The 18,046-nt window shown below is 65.7% G+C and carries 20 protein-coding genes; 9 read left to right on the forward strand and 11 right to left on the reverse strand.

Features of this window, described 5'->3' with window-relative positions; translation table 11 throughout:
- Positions 1 to 2: 2 nt before the first annotated feature.
- The 6 genes from DBY63_RS05190 (at position 3) to DBY63_RS05215 (ending at position 5,549) form a co-directional block, all read left to right on the forward strand.
- On the forward strand, positions 3 to 2,006 hold the full coding sequence (locus tag DBY63_RS05190; RefSeq protein WP_044342721.1) for an FUSC family protein: 2,004 nt from the start codon (positions 3 to 5) through the stop codon (positions 2,004 to 2,006).
- Positions 1,993 to 2,196 carry a DUF1656 domain-containing protein gene (locus tag DBY63_RS05195; RefSeq protein WP_042135685.1) on the forward strand — a complete coding sequence of 68 codons (204 nt, stop codon included), beginning with the start codon at positions 1,993 to 1,995 and terminating at the stop codon, positions 2,194 to 2,196. The genes DBY63_RS05190 and DBY63_RS05195 overlap by 14 nt, the downstream gene beginning before the upstream one ends.
- A 28-nt stretch (positions 2,197 to 2,224) precedes the next feature.
- Entirely contained in the window at positions 2,225 to 3,127 is a 903-nt protein-coding gene (locus tag DBY63_RS05200; RefSeq protein ID WP_027596856.1) for an HlyD family secretion protein, read from the forward strand.
- 96 nt (positions 3,128 to 3,223) lie between these two features.
- Entirely contained in the window at positions 3,224 to 3,535 is a 312-nt protein-coding gene (locus tag DBY63_RS05205) for a DUF485 domain-containing protein (RefSeq protein WP_027602746.1), read from the forward strand.
- On the forward strand, positions 3,532 to 5,187 hold the full coding sequence (locus DBY63_RS05210) for a cation acetate symporter (protein WP_037007224.1): 1,656 nt from the start codon (positions 3,532 to 3,534) through the stop codon (positions 5,185 to 5,187). Before DBY63_RS05205 ends, DBY63_RS05210 begins: the two co-directional genes overlap by 4 nt.
- A 203-nt stretch (positions 5,188 to 5,390) precedes the next feature.
- Positions 5,391 to 5,549 (forward strand): DUF3309 family protein, encoded by a 159-nt coding sequence (locus DBY63_RS05215; RefSeq protein ID WP_007159093.1) that lies wholly within the window; start codon positions 5,391 to 5,393, stop codon positions 5,547 to 5,549.
- A 159-nt stretch (positions 5,550 to 5,708) separates the two neighbouring features.
- On the opposite strand, the gene dacB is transcribed toward DBY63_RS05215, so the two are convergent.
- The 4 genes from dacB to DBY63_RS05230 form a co-directional block, all read right to left on the reverse strand.
- Positions 5,709 to 7,172 carry a D-alanyl-D-alanine carboxypeptidase/D-alanyl-D-alanine-endopeptidase gene (gene dacB, locus DBY63_RS05220; protein WP_007159092.1) on the reverse strand — a complete coding sequence of 488 codons (1,464 nt, stop codon included), beginning with the start codon at positions 7,170 to 7,172 and terminating at the stop codon, positions 5,709 to 5,711.
- 168 nt (positions 7,173 to 7,340) lie between these two features.
- The gene (locus DBY63_RS24970) at positions 7,341 to 7,490 is read right to left on the reverse strand and encodes a hypothetical protein (protein ID WP_007159091.1); all 150 of its coding nucleotides are present in this window, start codon (positions 7,488 to 7,490) and stop codon (positions 7,341 to 7,343) included.
- Positions 7,491 to 7,516: 26 nt separating this feature from the next.
- A complete protein-coding gene (locus DBY63_RS05225; protein ID WP_108581418.1) occupies positions 7,517 to 8,173 on the reverse strand; it encodes a hypothetical protein in 657 nt (218 codons plus the stop codon).
- Positions 8,174 to 8,278: 105 nt separating this feature from the next.
- Entirely contained in the window at positions 8,279 to 8,488 is a 210-nt protein-coding gene (locus DBY63_RS05230; RefSeq protein ID WP_007159089.1) for a cold-shock protein, read from the reverse strand.
- Between the two features lie 548 nt (positions 8,489 to 9,036).
- Here DBY63_RS05230 and DBY63_RS05235 point away from each other — a divergent pair.
- On the forward strand, positions 9,037 to 9,273 hold the full coding sequence (locus DBY63_RS05235; protein WP_007159088.1) for a hypothetical protein: 237 nt from the start codon (positions 9,037 to 9,039) through the stop codon (positions 9,271 to 9,273).
- Positions 9,274 to 9,553: 280 nt separating this feature from the next.
- On the forward strand, positions 9,554 to 10,405 hold the full coding sequence (locus DBY63_RS05240; RefSeq protein ID WP_007159087.1) for a S1-like domain-containing RNA-binding protein: 852 nt from the start codon (positions 9,554 to 9,556) through the stop codon (positions 10,403 to 10,405).
- Here the strand turns inward: DBY63_RS05240 and DBY63_RS05245 are convergent.
- The 6 genes from DBY63_RS05245 to DBY63_RS05270 form a co-directional block, all read right to left on the reverse strand.
- Complete coding sequence (locus DBY63_RS05245) at positions 10,359 to 12,980, reverse strand: ligase-associated DNA damage response DEXH box helicase (RefSeq protein WP_108581419.1); 2,622 nt, start codon at positions 12,978 to 12,980, stop codon at positions 10,359 to 10,361. The two genes, DBY63_RS05240 and DBY63_RS05245, sit on opposite strands and share 47 nt — an antisense overlap.
- Before the next feature lie 11 nt (positions 12,981 to 12,991).
- Positions 12,992 to 14,323, reverse strand: a complete 1,332-nt coding sequence (locus tag DBY63_RS05250; protein ID WP_027596852.1) for a deoxyguanosinetriphosphate triphosphohydrolase — start codon at positions 14,321 to 14,323, stop codon at positions 12,992 to 12,994.
- Between the two features lie 94 nt (positions 14,324 to 14,417).
- Positions 14,418 to 15,596, reverse strand: coding sequence for an EAL domain-containing protein (locus DBY63_RS05255; RefSeq protein WP_108581420.1), 1,179 nt, complete (start codon positions 15,594 to 15,596; stop codon positions 14,418 to 14,420).
- Positions 15,597 to 15,688: 92 nt separating this feature from the next.
- Entirely contained in the window at positions 15,689 to 16,036 is a 348-nt protein-coding gene (locus tag DBY63_RS05260; RefSeq protein ID WP_027596850.1) for a hypothetical protein, read from the reverse strand.
- Positions 16,033 to 16,425 carry a phage holin family protein gene (locus tag DBY63_RS05265; RefSeq protein WP_037007225.1) on the reverse strand — a complete coding sequence of 131 codons (393 nt, stop codon included), beginning with the start codon at positions 16,423 to 16,425 and terminating at the stop codon, positions 16,033 to 16,035. Before DBY63_RS05265 ends, DBY63_RS05260 begins: the two co-directional genes overlap by 4 nt.
- Before the next feature lie 15 nt (positions 16,426 to 16,440).
- On the reverse strand, positions 16,441 to 16,836 hold the full coding sequence (locus DBY63_RS05270) for a DUF883 family protein (RefSeq protein ID WP_037007227.1): 396 nt from the start codon (positions 16,834 to 16,836) through the stop codon (positions 16,441 to 16,443).
- A 352-nt stretch (positions 16,837 to 17,188) separates the two neighbouring features.
- Here DBY63_RS05270 and DBY63_RS05275 point away from each other — a divergent pair, with 352 nt between their 5' ends.
- Positions 17,189 to 17,476, forward strand: coding sequence for a DUF3509 domain-containing protein (locus tag DBY63_RS05275; RefSeq protein ID WP_007159080.1), 288 nt, complete (start codon positions 17,189 to 17,191; stop codon positions 17,474 to 17,476).
- A 125-nt stretch (positions 17,477 to 17,601) separates the two neighbouring features.
- Here DBY63_RS05275 and DBY63_RS05280 read toward each other — a convergent pair whose 3' ends face one another.
- Positions 17,602 to 18,039: a hypothetical protein gene (locus DBY63_RS05280; protein WP_108581421.1), complete on the reverse strand. Its 438-nt coding sequence runs from the start codon at positions 18,037 to 18,039 to the stop codon at positions 17,602 to 17,604.
- Between the last annotated feature and the right edge of the window lie 7 nt (positions 18,040 to 18,046).

Here is an 18,046-nt window from a genome sequence, read left to right on the forward strand (position 1 = left end):
ACGTGCGCCTACCCTGGACGGTCTTTCTCGCACCCACGCCTGCGGCACTCCTCTTTGCCGGCAAGACCCTGTTCGCCGCCGGACTGGCGCTCTGGCTGGCCTTCCGTTTCAGCCTCGAACAACCGGTCTGGGCCTGCATGACGGTGATGATCGTCTCCCAGCCGCTGTCCGGCATGGTGCTGGCCAAGGGCCTGTTCCGCCTGCTCGGCACCATTGCCGGCACCTGCATGGCGGTGGTGCTCATGGGCTTCTTCGCCCAGACGCCCTGGCTGTTCCTCCTGGCCCTGGCCGGCTGGATGGCCCTCTGCACGGCAGCCTCGACCCTGCTGCGCAACCATGTCGCCTATGGCTTCGTGCTGGCCGGCTATACCGTCGCCATCATCGGCCTGCCCGCCATTGCCCATCCGCTGACCGTGTTCGACCAGGCGGTGGCTCGCTGCACCGAGATCTGCCTGGGTATCGTCGTGGCCTCGGCGGTCAGCGCGCTGTTCTGGCCACAGCGCGTGGAGCAGAACCTGGCCGCCCAGGCGCGGCGCACCTGGGAGCAGGGCGTGGCTGCGGCGCGGGCGGAGCTGGCCGAGGCCCAGGATGCCACCCAGGGTCTGCTGGCCATGCTTGGCCAGGTGGTGGCGGTGGATGCCCAGCGCGACCACGCCTGGTTCGAAGGTCAGCGCGGCCGGCAACGCGCCAGGGCGTTGCGCCTGCTCTCGCGGGATCTGCTCAGCCTGCTGCGCACCGCCCGTGGTGCCATGCGGCAGTGGCGTGGTCTGGACGAGCCGAGAAGGGCCGCTCTGCAGCCCTGGCGCGACGAACTGCTCACGACCCTGGCCGACCCCCAGGCGTCTGCCCTGGAGGCCCTCCTGCAGCGTCTGAGAGAGGCTGCGGGCACCGCCCCGGAGCTGGACAACGATCAGCGCTACCTGCTGGCCCGTTTCGCCATCCTGCTGGACAAGATCCTGCTGGCCGGTCGCGCCCTGGACAGCGTCCACACGGCCCAGCTCAGCGCCGTGGCGCCCTCGGCACTGGCGCGTCATCGCGATGTGCAGACGGCACTGCTCTACGGCCTGCGCAGCGCCTGTGCGCTGCTGGTCGTGGGCGTCTTCTGGCTGGCCAGCGCCTGGCCCTCGGCGCCGGGTGCCATGCTCATGGCCGGGGTCATCTGCAGCCTGTTCGCCAATCGCGACAACGCCGCCACCATCGGCCTCGGCTTCCTGCGGGGCATCCTCTATGCCGCGCCGGTCGCGATTCTCGTCAGCCAGGTGCTGCTGCCGCAGATCAGCGGCTATCCGCTGCTGTGCCTGGTGCTGGGGGTGCCGCTGTTCTTTGCCGCCCTGGGAATGGCCGGACCGCCGGGCGTGGTGGGGACGGCGACGGCCTTCGCCATCCATTTGCTGGTGCTGGTCTCGCCTAGCAACCACGGCCAGGTGGAGATGGGCGCCTTGCTCAACCAGTTGCAGAGTCTATTGATCGGCGTCGGTTCGGCCGTGCTGATGTTCCGGCTGATCAGCCTGCGTACGCCACGGCGCACCAGCCGCCGGATCCTCGAGGCCACCACCTACGACCTGCAGCGCCTGACCACGGTCCCCCTGGCCAATGCCGAGACCTGGTTCGGCGGGCGCATGGCGGATCGCCTGCTGCTGCTGGCGCGACATATCGAGCAGCTGTCGGCCAGCGAGCGGGGGCGCTGGGAGCAGGGGCTGCTGGCGCTGGACCTGGGTAACGAGCTGCTGCATCTGCGCGCCTGCCTGGCAGGTGCCCAGGGCGAGGTGGCCCGGGCGCGGGACGCCTTTCTCGGCCGCTTCGCCGACCAGCTGGAGGTGGGCTTCGGTAACCTGCGGCCGGGCGCGCTGGACGCGGCGGCAGAGCGTCTGCGGCAGGCGCTGCACCAGGCGCCGGACGATGAGCCGCATCGATTGGCGCGCGGCGCCATCGGCCAGCTCCAGCAGACCTGGCGCAGCTGTTGTCTAGAGGCGGTAGCCGAGGAGGGCGCGGATGAATCTGCATGAATGGGCTATCGGCGGGGTCTACCTGGGGCCGCTGTTCGTCTATGGCGTCCTGGCGCTGCTGCTGACGGCGCTGTCGCTGTGGCTGCTGCAGCGCAGTGGCCTGGGCCGCCATCTCTGGCACAGCGCCCTGTTCGGTTGCGCGCTGTTCGTGCTGTGGCTGGCCGGCCTCGTGGCCGTGCTGGCCACCTGAGCCCCATAACAAGAGGATCGACAAGGCGATGCACAAGACCCTGCGTGTGGCGATAACCCTGATCGTGGTACTACTCGCCATCCTGGCCGGCACCTGGCTGTGGCACTTCTATCTCTATACGCCCTGGACGCGCGATGCGCGGGTGCGCGCCGATGTGGTGGTGGTCGCGCCCGACGTATCGGGCTGGGTGACGCGCCTGGCGGTGGTGGACAACCAGCTGGTGAAGCCCGGCGATCTGCTCCTGCAGATCGATCAGCAGCGCTACCAGGCCAACCTCGCCCATGCCAAGGCGGTGGCCGAGACGCGCCAGCAGCAGCTGCGCCTGCGTGAGAGCGAGGCCGCCCGGCGCCAACGGCTGGGCACCAGCGCCATCAGCGCCGAGGATCGCGAGACCGCCCAGGTCAACGTGGCGGTCGCCCGCAGCCAGTACCAGGAAGCCCTGAGCGATGTGAACCTGGCCCAGATCAACCTGGATCGCAGCCGGGTGCTGGCGCCGCGGGAAGGGCGGATCACCAACCTCAGATTCGCCGAGGGCAACTATGTGCAGACCGGCCAGGCGGTGATGGCCCTGGTGGATACCCGCTCCTTCTACGTCATGGCCTATTTCGAAGAGACCAAGATTCCCCACATCCACCCCGGCGATGCGGTACGGGTGCGCCTGATGAACCAGGCGGCGCCCCTGCAGGGGCGGGTGGCGAGCATCAGCAGCGGCATCACCGATCGCAACGCGGCCAGCGATACCCAGCTGCTGGCCAACGTCGAGCCGACGTTCAACTGGGTGCGCCTGGCGCAGCGCATCCCGGTGCGCATCGAACTGCTGGACGTCCCCGCGGATATCCACCTCAGCGCGGGGATGACGGCAAGCGTTTCGGTGCTCGATGGCGAGGGTCACCACCCGCTGCAGGGCTGGCGTCGGCTCTGGGATTACTGAGGTCTGGAGGGGTACGACTAAAGTCGTCTGGAAGCCTTACCGGGCGGGCCTAGAGTAGAGCTCGACGCTCCCGTCATGCTGTAAGGAACAACAATAATGAATGACAGCACCTACCGGCGGATTGAAGCCAGTCCGCGTTTCCAAGAACTGGTGACCAAGCGCGGGCGCTTCGCCTGGACGCTTTCCGCCATCATGCTCGGACTCTATTCCGCCTTCATCCTCCTGATCGCCTTCGCGCCCAAGGTTCTCGCGACCCGTATCCATGCGGAAACCGCCATGACCTGGGGCATCCCCCTGGGCGTCGGTCTGATCCTTTCGGCCTTCGTCCTGACCGGCATCTATGTGCGCCGGGCCAATGGCGAGTTCGATCGGCTCAACGCGGAAATTCTCCGGGAGGTGCAGCCATGAGACGTCTTTCCCTCGCTGCCGGGCTGCTGGCGCTCTCGCCTTCGCTGTGGGCAGCCGATGCCATCAGCGGCGCGGTCCAGCGCCAGCCGCTGAACATCTCCGCCATCCTAATGTTCGTCGCCTTCGTCGGCGCCACCCTGGGCATCACCTACTGGGCTTCCAAGCGTAACCGCTCCGCCGCCGACTACTACGCCGCCGGTGGCCGCATCACCGGGTTCCAGAACGGCCTGGCCATCGCCGGCGACTACATGTCGGCCGCCTCCTTCCTGGGTATTTCCGCCCTGGTGTTCACCTCGGGCTACGACGGCCTGATCTACTCCATCGGCTTCCTGGTGGGCTGGCCGATCATCCTGTTCCTGATCGCCGAGCGCCTGCGCAACCTCGGCAAGTACACCTTCGCCGACGTGGCCTCCTATCGCCTCAAGCAGAAGGACATCCGGACCCTGTCCGCCTGCGGCTCGCTGGTGGTGGTCGCCCTCTATCTGATCGCCCAGATGGTCGGTGCCGGCAAGCTGATCCAGCTGCTGTTCGGCCTGGACTACACCCTGGCCGTGGTGCTGGTGGGTATCCTCATGGTGCTCTACGTCCTTTTCGGCGGCATGCTGGCCACCACCTGGGTACAGATCATCAAGGCCGTGCTGCTGCTGTCCGGTGCCAGCTTCATGGCCTTCATGGTGATGAAGCACGTCGGCTTCGACTTTAACCGCCTGTTCGCCGAAGCCATCGCCGTGCATCCCAAGGGTGAAGCCATCATGAGCCCCGGTGGCCTGGTGAAGGATCCGATCTCGGCCTTCTCCCTGGGTCTGGCGCTGATGTTCGGCACCGCCGGCCTGCCGCACATCCTGATGCGCTTCTTCACCGTCAGTGACGCCAAGGAAGCGCGCAAGAGCGTGTTCTACGCCACCGGCTTCATCGGCTACTTCTACATCCTGACCTTCATCATCGGCTTTGGCGCCATCCTGCTGGTCAGCACCAATCCGGCCTTCAAGGACGCCGCCGGCGCCCTGCTGGGCGGCAACAACATGGCGGCGGTGCACCTGGCCAACGCCGTGGGCGGCAGCATCTTCCTCGGCTTCATCTCGGCGGTGGCCTTCGCCACCATCCTGGCGGTGGTCGCCGGTCTGACCCTGGCCGGTGCCTCGGCGGTCTCCCACGACCTCTACGCCAGCGTGATCAAGAAGGGCAAGGCCAACGAGAAGGACGAGATCCGCGTTTCCAAGATGACCACCGTGGCGCTGGGTGTGGTCGCCATCGCCTTGGGCATCCTCTTCGAGAAGCAGAACATCGCCTTCATGGTGGGCCTGGCCTTCTCCATCGCGGCCAGCTGCAACTTCCCCATCCTGCTGCTCTCGATGTACTGGAAGCGTCTGACCACCCGGGGCGCCATGATCGGTGGCTGGCTCGGCCTGATCACCGCGGTGGCCCTGATGGTGCTCGGCCCGACCATCTGGGTGACCATCCTCGGTCATGCCAAGCCGATCTACCCCTATGAATACCCGGCGCTGTTCTCCATCGCCGTGGCCTTCATCGGCATCTGGTTCTTCTCCATCACCGACAAGTCGGCGGCTGCCGAAGAGGAGCGGGCACGCTTCTATCCGCAGTTCGTGAGATCCCAGACCGGCCTGGGTGCCAGTGGCGCTGTGGCCCACTGACAGCCAGCTGCGACAAGACCAAGCCCGGATCCCTGATCCGGGCTTTTTTGTGCGCTGGCACCTGGGAGGCGGCGAGGGCGGGCAGGGTTAGCTGACGACGTCGGGATTTTCCGCCGCTGGCGCAGGTCCATGGAATAAGCCCGTCGCTTCGTATCATCCTGTTACGGCGGCGGTCGACCCTTGGCCTTCATGGAGAATGGCAGATGACTCTCTCGACCATCCTGGTTCTGGTGCTGCTGGTCCTGCTCATCGGCGGACTTCCGGTATTTCCGCATTCGCGCAGCTGGGGCTATGGCCCGTCCGGCATCGTGGGCGCCATTCTGGTCGTCCTGCTGGTACTGCTGCTGCTGGGCATGATCTAGGCCCTTACGGCCGCCTGAAAATGCCCCACAAAGGTGCGTTGGACAAAGTTCTTGCCCAATGCGGTGCAGCGCGGTAACGTCGGCTTTCCGGCCTGCCTTGCCGAGTGCTGTAAACAAAACCGGCGTCTGCGTGAGCAGACGCCGGTTTTGTTTTGCGCGTCAGTTGGCGACCGCGCCGTCCTGGCGGCTGCGCAGATAGAGGTCCAGCACCACCTCGTCGAGGATCGACGAAGCGCCCCAGGGGCGGCTGCTGTTGAGGATGGCGACCACCACCCAGTTGCGCGCATTGGCATCCCGGACAAAGCCCGCCAGGGCCCGTACGTTGTTCAGGGTGCCGGTCTTCATGTGCGCCTGACCGGTGAGCGGCGAATTCTTCATGCGCTTGCGCAGGGTGCCGTCCATGCCCGCCAGCGGCAGCGAAGAGATGAACTCCGGGCCGTAGGGACTCTGCCAGGCGGCGCGCAGGATCTCGGCCATCTCCCGGGCACTGACCCGTTCGGTGCGCGACAGCCCCGAGCCGTTCTCCATGATCAGGTGACTGGCATTGATGCCCTTGCGCGCCAGCCACGAGCGGATGACCCGCAGCGCCGCCTTGCTGTCGTCCGCATCCGCCGAGGTGCGGAATTGCGCCCCGATGGAGAGGAACAGCTGCTGGGCCATGGTGTTGTTGCTGTACTTGTTGATGTCGCGAATGATCTCGACCACATCGGGCGAGAAGGCCCGCGCCAGCACCTCGGCATTGCGCGGCACGCTGCCCTCGCGGGTACGGCCCTTGATGCTGCCGCCCAGTTCCTGCCAGATGGCCCGCACCGCGCCGGCGGTATAGGCCGGGTGGTCGAGCAGCGACAGATAGCTCTGGGCGTTGCAGCCGTCCGGCAGCTGGCCACTGACCACCAGGCTGGTACTGCCATCCGCCTGGGGCACCGGATTGAAGCGCACCTCCGGCCAGGCCGGGCAACCGCTCTTGCCGGTGGCGCGCATCTGGTTGTCGATGTTGACGTTGGTCAGCGGCGGATCCATGGAGACGCTGACCCGGCCATCGGCCGAGCGCACCACCATGCGCACCGACTTGAGATTGACCAGCAGCGAATCCGGACCGACCAGGAAGGTCTTGTTCTCGTCTTCGCCGTCGTCGTTGAAGGCCGGCAGATTGGGCTTCACGAAGCGACCGCGATCCAGTACCAGGTCACCGGTGACTTCCAGGACGCCGTTGGCGCGCAGGTCACGCATGAGCAGCCACAGCCGCTCCATGTTCAGCTTGGGATCGCCACCGCCCTTGAGATAGAGGTTGCCGTTGAGGATGCCGTCCTTGAGGGTGCCGTCGGTATAGAACTCGGTCTTCCACTGGTAGGTGGGACCCAGCAGTTCCAGGGCGGCAAAGGTGGTGATCAGCTTCATGGTCGACGCCGGATTCACCGAGACGTCGGCGTTGTAGTAGTCGTTCTCGCCCGGGCCATCGAGGGGCAGCATCACCAGCGACAGGTCGCTGCCGGGGATCTTGTTGGTCTGCATCGCCTTTTCGATTCGCGGCGGCAGGTAGGAGGTATCGGCACTGACGGGCAGGGAAAAGCCCAGGGCGCAGCAGCTCAGCAGCAGGCCCAGAGATCGGAAGGTCTTTCGCATCGGGACACACACCTTGGCAGGGTACCGGCCTAGTTGAAGAGAAAAGGGGCCGATAGACGTCGGAGTGTGGGCATTATGCAGTAAGGAGGGAGGGGCGAGCCAACCCCGCGGGGCAGGGCGCAGATAAAGAAACGACCGCCGTGGCGGTCGTTTCCGGAAAGGTCGGGATCAGTTGTAGCCCGTGGCGTCCTTGGTGCGGTCCGGACTGTTGGGCGAAGGGGGATTGCGCCCGTCGTCGGTCTTGGCGTGTTCGGTGCGCAGGGGCTTTTCGTCCTTGGGCAGTTCGCGTTCGTCGGCTTTGCGCTTTTCTTCGGCCATGGGATCCTCGTCTACGTGATTGCCGGTCAAGGTGTGACCGGTGCAGGCGTTTCGCCGTTCCCCTGGGGCGAGGAGTGGTCGGCGAAGGCGCCGGCGCTCTGCAGCTGGCGCAGGGCGTCGCCGAGCTGGCGGGCGAAGGTTTCCTCGATGGCGGTCCCGGCCTGATGGCTGGCGGCCAGGGGCAGGAACCAGACCCCCATCCAGGTGCGTACCGAACTGGCATTGCGCACCCGGGTGGACGGACCGCTACCGGGTGCGATCCATTCGGCGGTCAGCACATAGTCGTCCTTGGCGGTACCCGGGACGAGAAAGAAGGTGGCCCCGGTAATCAGGCCACTGGCGATGGCGGCGGCGTAGGAGGTGCTGTTGTAGAGCTTGAGGCGCAGCAGGGCGTCGTCGGGCCTGCCGGGCTCCGGCACCAGGGTGATGCGGTCGAACAGATTGGAGCGTTCCAGGACCTCGCGCAGCCGGGGCTTCAGGCCTTCGCGGGCGACGGCGATCGACGTCGCGTCCTTGGCGTCCTCGACAGTGCCGCGATAGAAGTTGAATTCCACCAGCACCTTGGGCCGCTGCGGTTGCTCGCTCAGGGGCACGCGGAACGGCTGGGAAGAGAGTTCATCGCCGGGAAAGGCGGCGCAACCGGCGAGCAGGAGCAGGCAGAGCAGGGCAGCGAAGGTTTTCACGAGACGCACCTCATCCCTAAGTGGCGATAGCAGAGGCTGGCGGGGCCAACGTCCGCGCAAAAAAAAGCCCAACCGAGGGTTGGGCTTTTTCGAGAAGGCGGGTGATTAGATCACCTGCACCTCATCGGCCTGCAGGCCTTTCTGGCCTTGCACGACCAGGAAGGAAACAGCCTGGCCTTCTTGCAGGCTCTTGAAGCCGTTGCCCTGAATGGAACGGTAGTGAACGAACACGTCCGGGCCGCTCTGGGGGGTGATGAAGCCGAAGCCTTTCTCGTCGTTGAACCACTTGACGGTGCCAGTTTGGCGAGTAGACATGGATTTCTCCTTGAATAAGATGACGTTGTTGTCCGCGAAGGACGACAGTTTTGAAACGAGGAGAAACCCATGCCGCGAAAGCTGGCCCTGATGTACTCCAGGTTCTCGACAGGTCAGCCGCTCCGTGGAGACAGCCTCACCTGACAGCGAAGGATGGTCTCAGACTGGCTTGCGCAAAACAAGACCTTTGAGCAGCTCGATGTTGACTTTACCGACCATGGTCGAAGTGCGGGCTGAAGCGGGCGAACGGCGGTTGAAAGGGGGAGGCGTGGCGCGCTCTGGCACCGGGACCGGTCGATTGTGGCAAAGGCACCGTGCTGAATCGTTTCCCGGGCACGAAAGGGGCGCCGCGCGAAGCGCTGGGCAGCACCCGGCAGGCGCAGGTTCATGGGCGCGTTCAGTCTCTTCGGCAAGTGGTAGCGAAACGGTGATGGCCTGCGCAATAAGGATAATGGCCTGGTGCTATTATTCCGTTCGAATCATTACCCCGGACCGCAACGGTCCAAGGACTTACTGTGAAAAATGGGCTTGAAAGCGCAGGACGCGCCTTGGGCCACGGACTCGCCGGATACCGGGTCGAGCTCCGTCGCCTGAACCTCAATGAAATTCTCGTAGCCGTCTACCACGCCCACCAGTCGATCAAGCTGACCCAGCGTATCGTGACCAACGAACAGGCGACCAATCCGTTCTTGCTGAATGCGGTGGTGGCCGCCATGCGGGTCGAGGCTGACACCGTGGGTCTGTTCATCGAGATTCCCCTCGCAGACGACTGCCTTACTGCCTGAGCCGGACGCTCGCCTGAGGCGAGCCAAAGCGATCTCCAGGCATCGCCTTCAAGACGACCGCCGCCTCCACCTGCCGTGAGGCGTTTCACCTCAAACAGCCTGGTCAGGTCTCCCGCACGGCAGCGTGGCGAGCGGTGTGGTCAAGGCCGATCGGGTCGAGATTCATACCCACTCGGCTGCCAGCCACGCCTCGCGACCGTTCAGCGACGAAGGATCGCGACCAAGCGGTGACTCTGCTGATGGCGGTAAAATGCACCGCTTTCTACAGGAGTCTCCACTCATGGCCTTGCTGGGTCGCTTCAACAGCTTGCAGATTTTGCGCAACACCCCCATCGGTCTGTTCCTGGATGCCGGCAATGACGGCGAGGTGCTGCTGCCGCGCCGCTATGCGCCTCGCGACGAACCCTGCGCCGAGGGCGACTGGCTCAACGTCTTCCTCTACCTGGACAGCGAAGACCGCCTGATCGCCACCACCGAGAAGCCGAAGGTGCAGGTCGGCGGCTTCGCCAGTCTGCGCGTGGTGGAGGTCGGCCGGGTGGGGATCTTCCTCGACTGGGGCCTGCCCAAGGACCTGCTGCTGCCGCATTCGGAGGAAAAGCGTCCGCTGCAGGTGGGCGATCATTGCGTGGTGCATGTGCACCTGGATGCCCGGACCCGGCGGATCGTTGCCACCGCGCGCCTGGATCGCTACCTGGATCGTGAACCGCCACGCTACAAGGTAGGTCAGCCGGTCCCCCTGCTGGTGGTCGAGCGGACCGACCTGGGCTACAAGGTGATCGTCGACAACAAGCACTGGGGCCTGGTGCATCGCAACGAGGCCTTCAAGCCGCTGCGCCTGGGGCAGCGGGAGCGGGGCTTCATTCGCGAGGTGCGGGCGGACGGCAAGATCAGCCTGACCCTACAGCCCCAGGGAGCTGCCGCCGGAAGCGATCTCGCCGAACAGATCATCGGCCTGGCCAAGGCACGCGGTGGGGTTCTGGAACTCAGCGACAGCAGTCCGCCGGCGCTGATCCATCAGCTGTTTGGTGTCAGCAAGGGCAACTTCAAGAAGGCCATCGGCCATCTCTATCGCCAGGGGCGGATCGTTATCGAGGACGACCGGATTTCTGTACGCGAGGACGCCGCTGGCTAGCGCCGCGCCGCGGGGTCAGATCGCTGTCGTGGCTGGGCTGCACCAGGGACTCGGGGTCGAAGGCGCGCGCCCGCTCGTCCGGCCCGGCTTCGCGCTCCAGATCGCCGACCAGGCGGGTTATGCGGTCGGCCAGCTTTTCGGAACTCAGACTCTCGCGCAACCGCTCGACCATGAGCGGCAGGGCGAAGGGTGAGGGATGGTCCAGGACCACCAGGCGCAGCGGCAGGGCGCCGGTGCGGACCAGCGTCTGCTGCAGGCGATCGGCATCGAGCTCCTGACGCAGGACCTCGGTCTGGGCCTGGCCGAGCAGCAGGTTGTCCGGATCGTATTGGCGAAACACCTGGTAGAAGAGGCTGCTGCTGGCCTGTAGCTGGCGATTGCTCTTGTGCGCCCCCGGATAGCCGGAAAAGATCAGCCCGGAGATACGCGCGATCTCGCGAAAGCGGCGCTGGGCGAGTTCGGCGGCATTGAGGCTGGCCAGGGTGTCGCTGACCAGGTTGTCGGTGGTGAAGAGACTGGCATCGAGCAGCGCCTGCCAGTCCAGGCTGACCGGCGAGACCAGCTCCAGGCCGTAGTCGTTGACGGCGATGGAAAAGGTGCAGGGCCGCCGCTGCGCCAGCCGCCAGGCCAGCAGGCTGGCCAGCCCCAGATGGGCGTGACGGCCGGCGAAGGGGTAGAGGAACAGGTGCGAGCCTTCGCGGGATTCCAGCGTCTCGGCGAGCAGGTAGTGGGCGCTCGGTAGCGCCGACCACTGGCGCTGCACGTCCAGCAGCGGTTGCAGCAGGCGCATCTCCGGGCTTTCGTAGCGCTGCGCCTCTGCATCTTCCAGCAGCGCCAGGACGTGCTTGGCCAGGGTGTCCGAAAGCGGCATGCGACTGCCGCTCCAGCGCGGTATGGCGGCCTTGCGCCCCGTGGCGCGGCGCACGTACACCGTCATGTTTTCCACCCGCACCAGCTCCAGGGTGCGCCCGGCGAAGAGAAAGTGATCGCCGGGCCGCAGGCGGGCGATGAAGCCTTCTTCGATGTTGCCCAGCCGATTGCCACCGCCGCCCTTGGACCAGAACTGCACATTGAGGCTGGTCTCGCTGACGATGGTGCCGATGCCCAGTCGATGCCGCTTGGCCAACTGCTTGTCGGGGACGCGCCAGATGCCCTCGGCGTCGGGCTCGGCGCGGCGATAGTCCGGGTAGGCCGACAGCGAGGCGCCGCCGTTGCGCACGAAGGCCAGGGCCCAGATCCACTCGCCCTCGCTGAGGTCGCGATAGGCCCAGGCGCTGCGGATCTCCGGCAGCAGGTCATCCGGCTCGAAGCCGCCGCCCAGAGCGACGGTCACCAGGTGCTGCACCAGGACATCCAGGGGCTTGACCGGGGCGGTGCGCGCTTCGATCTCGCCCGCGGTGATGGCGCGGCGGGTGGCCGCCGCATCCAGTAGGTCGAGGCTGTAGGTGGGTACCAGGGTGGCACGCGAGGCACGGCCCGGGGCATGGCCGCTGCGGCCGGCGCGCTGCAGCAGGCGGGCGATGCTCTTGGGCGAGCCGATCTGCAGCACCCGCTCCACCGGCAGGAAGTCCACCCCGAGGTCGAGGCTGGAGGTGCAGATCACCGCCTTGAGCTGACCATTCTTGAGACCGCCTTCCACCCACTCACGGGCCTGTTTCTCGATGGAGCCATGGTGCAGGGCGATCAGGCCGGCCCAGTCCGGGCGCGCCTGCAGCAGGGCCTGGTACCAGAGTTCGGTCTGGGCGCGGGTGTTGGTGAAGACCAGGGTGGTGGGGCTGTCCTCCAATTCGCGGATCACCTGCTGCAGCAGGCGCATGCCCAGGTGCCCGGCCCAGGCGAAGCGCTCGACGCCGCCTTCGGGCAGCAGCGTATCCACCTGCAGGCGCTTGTCCTGGCGCCCCTGGACGAGATGGCCCGGGGCGCCGGCCAGCAGCACATCCAGCGCATGGGCCTGGTTGCCGAGGGTGGCCGACAGGCCCCAGGTCTGCAATCCGGGATTCCAGCGGCGCAGGCGGGCCAGGGCCAGTTGCGTCTGGGTGCCACGCTTGTTGCCGAGTAATTCGTGCCACTCATCGATGACCACCAGCCGAACCTGGCCCAGGGCCTCCTGGGCGTCTTCGCGGGACAGCAGCAGCGACAGGCTTTCGGGGGTGGTGACCAGCGCCGTCGGCAGGCGCCGATTCTGCCGCGCACGCTCGCTGCTGCCGGTGTCGCCGGTGCGCAGGCCCAGGGTCCACTCCAGTTCTTCCTCGAGTACCGGTCGCTCCAGGGCGCGCAGGGTATCCGCCGCCAGGGCGCGCATAGGCGTCAGCCAGAGCACGGTGAGCGGCGGTGGCGCCTGCTTGCGCTTGCTGGGCAGGCCCTTGGCGGTGATCGGCTTGGGCGCGACGAAGGCGTCCAGGGCGGCCAGCCAGACGGCGTAGGTCTTGCCCGAACCCGTGGTGGCGTGCAGCAGGCCGGATTCGCCGGCGGCGATGGCCTTGGCCACCTCGCGCTGAAAGGGAAAGGCCTTCCAGCCCTGGGCGGCCAGCCAGCGACTGCCTGGGCCCTTGCGCGTGCGGGGTGCGGTGGCCATCGTGGCGCTCCTTAGACCGGGTTCGAACGCCCGGTCATCTCGGCCGCCATGGCGGTGGCGTAGCTGTCGGTCATGCCGGCGATGAAATCGATCACCCGCATGAAGGCCTGGTGCAGCGTCCAGGACGGATCGGGCGCGCTGTTGCCCAGCAGGTCGAGGATGCGGCGGCTCTTGAACGAAGGCTCGCGTCCGCGGTGCTGTTCCAGGGCGGCGCCGCAAAAGGCATTGAGCAGGATTTCCAGGGTGGTGTAGGCGCCGATCTCGTGCAGGGTCTTGCGCTTGTCGTGGAAGATCTTTTCCCGGGCCAGGGCCTTGGCGCGCTGCACGCAGAGCTTGGCCGGACCGGCCATGTGCTCGACCAGGTCATCGCCCAGGGTGCCGGCGAGCAGGGCGTCCTGCTGGTCGACGAAGGCGCGGGCGGTGGCGTTGGTCAGGTGCTCGATGGCCTTGCCGCGCAGGATGGCCAGCTTGCGCCGCCGCGAATCCTTGGGGCCGAGCTGGCGATAGGTTTCCGGCAGGTCGTCGCCGACCAGGCCCAGCAGCAGGGCCTCGACCTCGGCATAGTCCAGCAACTCCATCTCCAGGCCGTCTTCCAGATCGATCAGGCCGTAGCAGATGTCGTCGGCGGCTTCCATGAGGTAGACCAGCGGATGCCGGGCCCAGCGCTCCGGACCCAGCAGCGGCAGCTCGAGCTTCTCGGCGATCTGCTCCAGCAGCGGCAGCTCGCTCTGGTAGCAGCCGAACTTGTGCTTCTTGTAGCCAGGCGCCGCGGCATAGCGCGAGGTCCAGGGATACTTGAGGTAGGTGCCGAGGGTGGCGTAGGTCAGACGGGTGCCGCCGTCGAACTGGTGGTATTCGAGCTGGGTCAGCACCCGGAAGCCCTGGGCGTTGCCTTCGAAATGCAGGAAGTCCTGACGCTCCGCCTCGCTCATGTCGTCCAGCCAGCCGCGGCCGGCGGCCTGGGTGAACCAGTAGCGGATGGCGTCTTCGCCGGAGTGGCCGAAAGGCGGATTGCCAATATCGTGGGCCAGGCAGGCGGATTGCACCACCATGCCGAGATCGCTCGGATCGCACCACTCGGGCAGGGCGCCCCTCAGACTCTCGCCCACGCGCATGCCCAGGGAGCGGCCGACGCAGCTGACCTCCAGGCTGTGGGTCAGGCGGGTGTGGATGTGATCGTTGCTGGTGACGGGATGAACCTGGGTCTTGCGCCCCAGCCGGCGGAAGGCGCCGGAAAAGATGATGCGATCGTGGTCCTTGTGAAAGGGGCTGCGCCCCAGTTCATCCGGGCTGTGCAGGGGTTTGCCCAGCCGTTCGCGGATAAGAAGTGTCTGCCAGTCCAAGGCCGTCCTCGAGCTATCACCGATAAGGGGAGCGCCGGCGGTAGCCGTTCGGCGCTTCTGCGTTCTGACCTCGGCAACATACGATCATCACCGCTCAGTTGGCAAAGCCCGGCAATTGGCTGGCGTCCAGGTCGATGAGCAGCAGGCGCTGGCCGCTCTCCAGGAACTGGCTGGCGGTCAGGCAGTACTGGTTGGTGGTGGCATCGCGATAGACCGTCGAAAGCGCCAGGCGCCGCTCGTTCCAGCCTTCTGCCAGCAGGGCATAGAAGTAGGGTCGCCAAGACCAGTTGTGGTTGAGGTAGCGGCGATTCTCGCGCCAGAACATGCCGTTCCATTCCAGGTTGGGGGTGATCTGGGTGCCGGTGCGGTCGCACTGGTAGATGCGCAGCAGCCCGGGAAACGCCTGGGGATCGGGCAGGGCGCTCAGGGGGCCGCCGTGTTCCGCCCAGGGCCTGAGCTGGGTGACGAAGTCGGCCAGTTGCTGGCGCAGCTCCAGCAGCCGGGTCTGCTGGGCCAGCTTGCCATCGACGAAGCGGCTGCGCAGGGCGGCGAAGCGCTGCTGATGGCTGTCGCTGGCGCCCAGCTCGGCGGTGGCCTCGGCGAAGAGGAAGCCCTGGACGTAGCGCGCACCGCACTCCAGGGCGAAGTCGAGTTCGGTCTCGGTCTCCACGCCCTCGGCGATCAGCCAGCAACCGGTCTTCTCGGCCATCTGCGCCAGGGCCTTGACCGCATCGCCACGGGTGCCACCCCGGGCCGCGGCCTGGAACAGGCGCATGTCCAGCTTGAGGATGTCCGGCTGCAGATCCAGCACCCGATCCAGCTGCGAATAGCCGGAACCGAAATCGTCGATGGCGATGCGGATGCCGAGTTCGCGATAGCGGGCGACGGCCTGGGTCAGGCTGGGCAGATCGCCAGCGGCCTCGGTGATCTCGTAGACGATCCGGTTCGGCGCGATACCGGAGCGCTCCAGCTGCGCCAGGCTGGGCAATTCGGCGCCCCTTTCCAGCTGGCTGATCCAGCGCGGCGAGAGATTGAGGCTGAGAAACCAGTCATCCGGTGCGCTGGCGAAGCGCCGCAGCGCATCGTCCCGCAGCCTGCGGTCGAGGTGCAGCAGGTCCAGGGTCGGGGTGCCGGGATCGGCGAACAGGGGGCCGACGGAGGTATGGCTCCCGTCATCCTGGCGCAGGCGCCCCAGGGCTTCGACGCCGGCGATGCGCCCGGTCGCGGTGTCGATGAAGGGTTGGAAGAAGGCAGTGGGGTGGCCGGAAAACACAAGGCTATCCTTATCGTTTGAGTAGCGTTCGGCTTGACCATGCGATAAGGGTGCCAGATGACAGAATGGCTCCCGAGGGAGCCATTCTCTACCTAGCGCGGCGGTGGCAGCGGGTGTTCCGCCTGCCGTTGTTCACGATGGTGAGCCTGCAATCGGTTGACGATCGGATAGAGGGCCAGGCCGATGCGGGCCAGACGGCCCACCGCGCCCAGGCGTTTGCCGAACAGCGACAGGAATACCGTGGCGCCGAGCATCAGCGGCTTCTTCGCCGAGCTGGCGACCTTGTCCCGATTCGGCCGCACCAGATCGCCGATGAGGCTGATGGGGTTGTGCAGGGGCTGGGCGTTGTAGATCAGCTGCTGGCGATACATCTCCATGCGCAGCCGGACCAGTTCCTTGCGCTTGGCCTGGCTGGTGGCAGAGGTAAGCGGCTGGTTCATGGCAGTAGGCGCTCCCGGTTGCGGTTGAGTTCTTCCAGGGTGGCATGGAAGGGCGCGGCGCCCTTGACCAGGCTCAGGGCCCGCAGGATGCAGATCGCCAGCGCCACGGCATAGAAGGCGCACAGGCCCAGAGTCGCGGCCATGCGATAGGTATCCCAGAAGGCGATGATGACCGCCGCCGAGACGCCGACCAGCACCAGCAAGCCGAAGATCAGACTCAGCCCGGTAAAGAGGAACAGCTGGAAGGTCCGGACCTTCTCTTCCTGAACCTCGATGCCCAGCAGTTCCAGATGGCTCTGCAGTAGCCCTACCACCGCGCCGGCGAGACGCTTGACCGATGGCTTGGGCGCCTCGTCAGGCAGCTCCCGTGGAGGAGAGGAGGTGTCCATGGCAATCCCCCAGGTTTAGCGGCGCGAGGCCAGCAGACCGATCAGGAAGCCAACGCCGGCAGCGATGCCCAGGGCCTTGAAGGGATTGTCGACCACGTACTCCTCGGTGGTCTCCTTGGCCGCGACGCCCTGGCGATAGAGATCGTCCTGCTTGGTCTTGAGGACGTCGCGGGAGCGTTCGAGGCTGGAACTCAACTTGGCGCGCAGCTCGTCCGCCTGCTCACCGGCCATGCTCGCGGTGTGCTTGAGCAGCTGCTCGGCGTCTGCCAGCAGGGTGTGAAATTCGTCGGTCAGTGCCTGCTCGGCCTCGCCCAGATGACGACGGACCCGGTCAGCGTTCTGCTTATGTGCCTGCTCATCGATGTCAGCGGCAAGCTCGTCTTTGATCACGGGAGGGGTTTTGTCGGTCATGGCGCGCTCCTGGTAGGCGATGGGTATCCGTTTCAGCCCTTTCGAGTGAGCGCCTGGAGCAAAGGTTCCGCCGGCCAGAGCCATCCCGGCGCGAGCCAGGCGCCTTTATAAGGTAGCCAGACACGGCACCCGAAACGCAGCCCGAGGCGGACGAATGGTCATACCTTTTCGATTCAGCCTCGCCAAAAGTTCCACACCGAATACGGATTAGAAGAGCTGGCTCACAAAATCAGGCGCTAGCGCCATTGCTCGTCTTATTCAAGTAAGACGCAAGAACTTTGCTGTTTCTATCACTGTCAGTTGCGTCGTATTTGATCGTCCATGCACTTCTAGACAAATAAGAGGGGGAAGAATGGAAAACGCCATAGATAGACTGACTGCCGCTTTCAGTACTTATAAATGCTCGGTTACGGCGCCTCGCCCTGACGGCAGTATTGTGCTGACGGTGCAGGATCAGCAGTGTGACGATGCGCGGGTGAACCGGGTGGTCAGCGCCCGGCAACTGGGCGAGAGCCAGCTGTTGAAAACGGTGATCGACGAGGTTCGCAAGGACGTGTCGCTGCGGGCCGGTGCGCTGGCGCCGCAATCCATGGCGGTGCTGCGGGCCACGGGCGCCAACATGCTGAGATATTCCGAGTAACACCACGCCTTCAAAGCTTCAGCGCGAGACTTGCAGTACGGATGCCCTCGGCATTCGTTGGTCTCGAACGTTGAAGATTAAAAGATGGCAATCAAGTAGTTAGCGTTAATCCCGCAACGCCTTCGTCAGCTCTTGCACTTCAGCAGACGGCATCCCGCGCAGGGAAGTTGAGTCGCAGGCAGCTGGTACATGGGGCAGGCGACGTCCACCACTCCCCAGGACGGAAAGCCCTGTCCGGCCTGCACGGCAGCCAGCCGCGCATTGGCGATCACACCATTGAGCAGCTCCTCTTCCCGATACAGCGCCTGGCGCAAGGTCGGCGAGCGATAGAGGATACGTCCGCACCTGTCCAGCAGGGTAAAGGAAAACCGTCCGGTACGATCCGGCAGGGTCGGCCAGACCTTGAGCGGTGCCAGCTGTTCGTCGAGACGGGCGCAGGTCAGCTGATACAGCGAGGTGGGCGCCGGCTGCCGCTCGGGCGCCGCCGTTTCCAGACTGTCGAGCAGCGGCGCGCCGTTCGCCGCCTGCAAGAGACGAGGGGTGGAGCCTTCCATGGTATGCATAGCGCGG

The sequence above is a fragment of the Pseudomonas sp. RIT411 genome (assembly GCF_003057735.2).
GTDB classification, from domain to species: Bacteria; Pseudomonadota; Gammaproteobacteria; order Pseudomonadales; family Pseudomonadaceae; genus Chryseomonas; species Chryseomonas oryzihabitans.

What these genes read in the sequence shown, in the direction of transcription:
- DBY63_RS05195 (WP_042135685.1), top strand. Translation starts at nt 1,993, where the DNA reads ATGAATCTGCATGAATGGGCTATCGGCGGGGTCTACCTGGGGCCGCTG.
- DBY63_RS05200 (WP_027596856.1), top strand. Translation starts at nt 2,225, where the DNA reads ATGCACAAGACCCTGCGTGTGGCGATAACCCTGATCGTGGTACTACTC.
- DBY63_RS05205 (WP_027602746.1), top strand. Translation starts at nt 3,224, where the DNA reads ATGAATGACAGCACCTACCGGCGGATTGAAGCCAGTCCGCGTTTCCAA.
- DBY63_RS05210 (WP_037007224.1), top strand. Translation starts at nt 3,532, where the DNA reads ATGAGACGTCTTTCCCTCGCTGCCGGGCTGCTGGCGCTCTCGCCTTCG.
- DBY63_RS05215 (WP_007159093.1), top strand. Translation starts at nt 5,391, where the DNA reads ATGACTCTCTCGACCATCCTGGTTCTGGTGCTGCTGGTCCTGCTCATC.
- dacB (WP_007159092.1), bottom strand. Translation starts at nt 7,172, where the DNA reads ATGCGAAAGACCTTCCGATCTCTGGGCCTGCTGCTGAGCTGCTGCGCC.
- DBY63_RS24970 (WP_007159091.1), bottom strand. Translation starts at nt 7,490, where the DNA reads ATGGCCGAAGAAAAGCGCAAAGCCGACGAACGCGAACTGCCCAAGGAC.
- DBY63_RS05230 (WP_007159089.1), bottom strand. Translation starts at nt 8,488, where the DNA reads ATGTCTACTCGCCAAACTGGCACCGTCAAGTGGTTCAACGACGAGAAA.
- DBY63_RS05240 (WP_007159087.1), top strand. Translation starts at nt 9,554, where the DNA reads ATGGCCTTGCTGGGTCGCTTCAACAGCTTGCAGATTTTGCGCAACACC.
- DBY63_RS05245 (WP_108581419.1), bottom strand. Translation starts at nt 12,980, where the DNA reads ATGGCCACCGCACCCCGCACGCGCAAGGGCCCAGGCAGTCGCTGGCTG.
- DBY63_RS05260 (WP_027596850.1), bottom strand. Translation starts at nt 16,036, where the DNA reads ATGAACCAGCCGCTTACCTCTGCCACCAGCCAGGCCAAGCGCAAGGAA.
- DBY63_RS05265 (WP_037007225.1), bottom strand. Translation starts at nt 16,425, where the DNA reads ATGGACACCTCCTCTCCTCCACGGGAGCTGCCTGACGAGGCGCCCAAG.
- DBY63_RS05270 (WP_037007227.1), bottom strand. Translation starts at nt 16,836, where the DNA reads ATGACCGACAAAACCCCTCCCGTGATCAAAGACGAGCTTGCCGCTGAC.
- DBY63_RS05275 (WP_007159080.1), top strand. Translation starts at nt 17,189, where the DNA reads ATGGAAAACGCCATAGATAGACTGACTGCCGCTTTCAGTACTTATAAA.
- DBY63_RS05280 (WP_108581421.1), bottom strand. Translation starts at nt 18,039, where the DNA reads ATGCATACCATGGAAGGCTCCACCCCTCGTCTCTTGCAGGCGGCGAAC.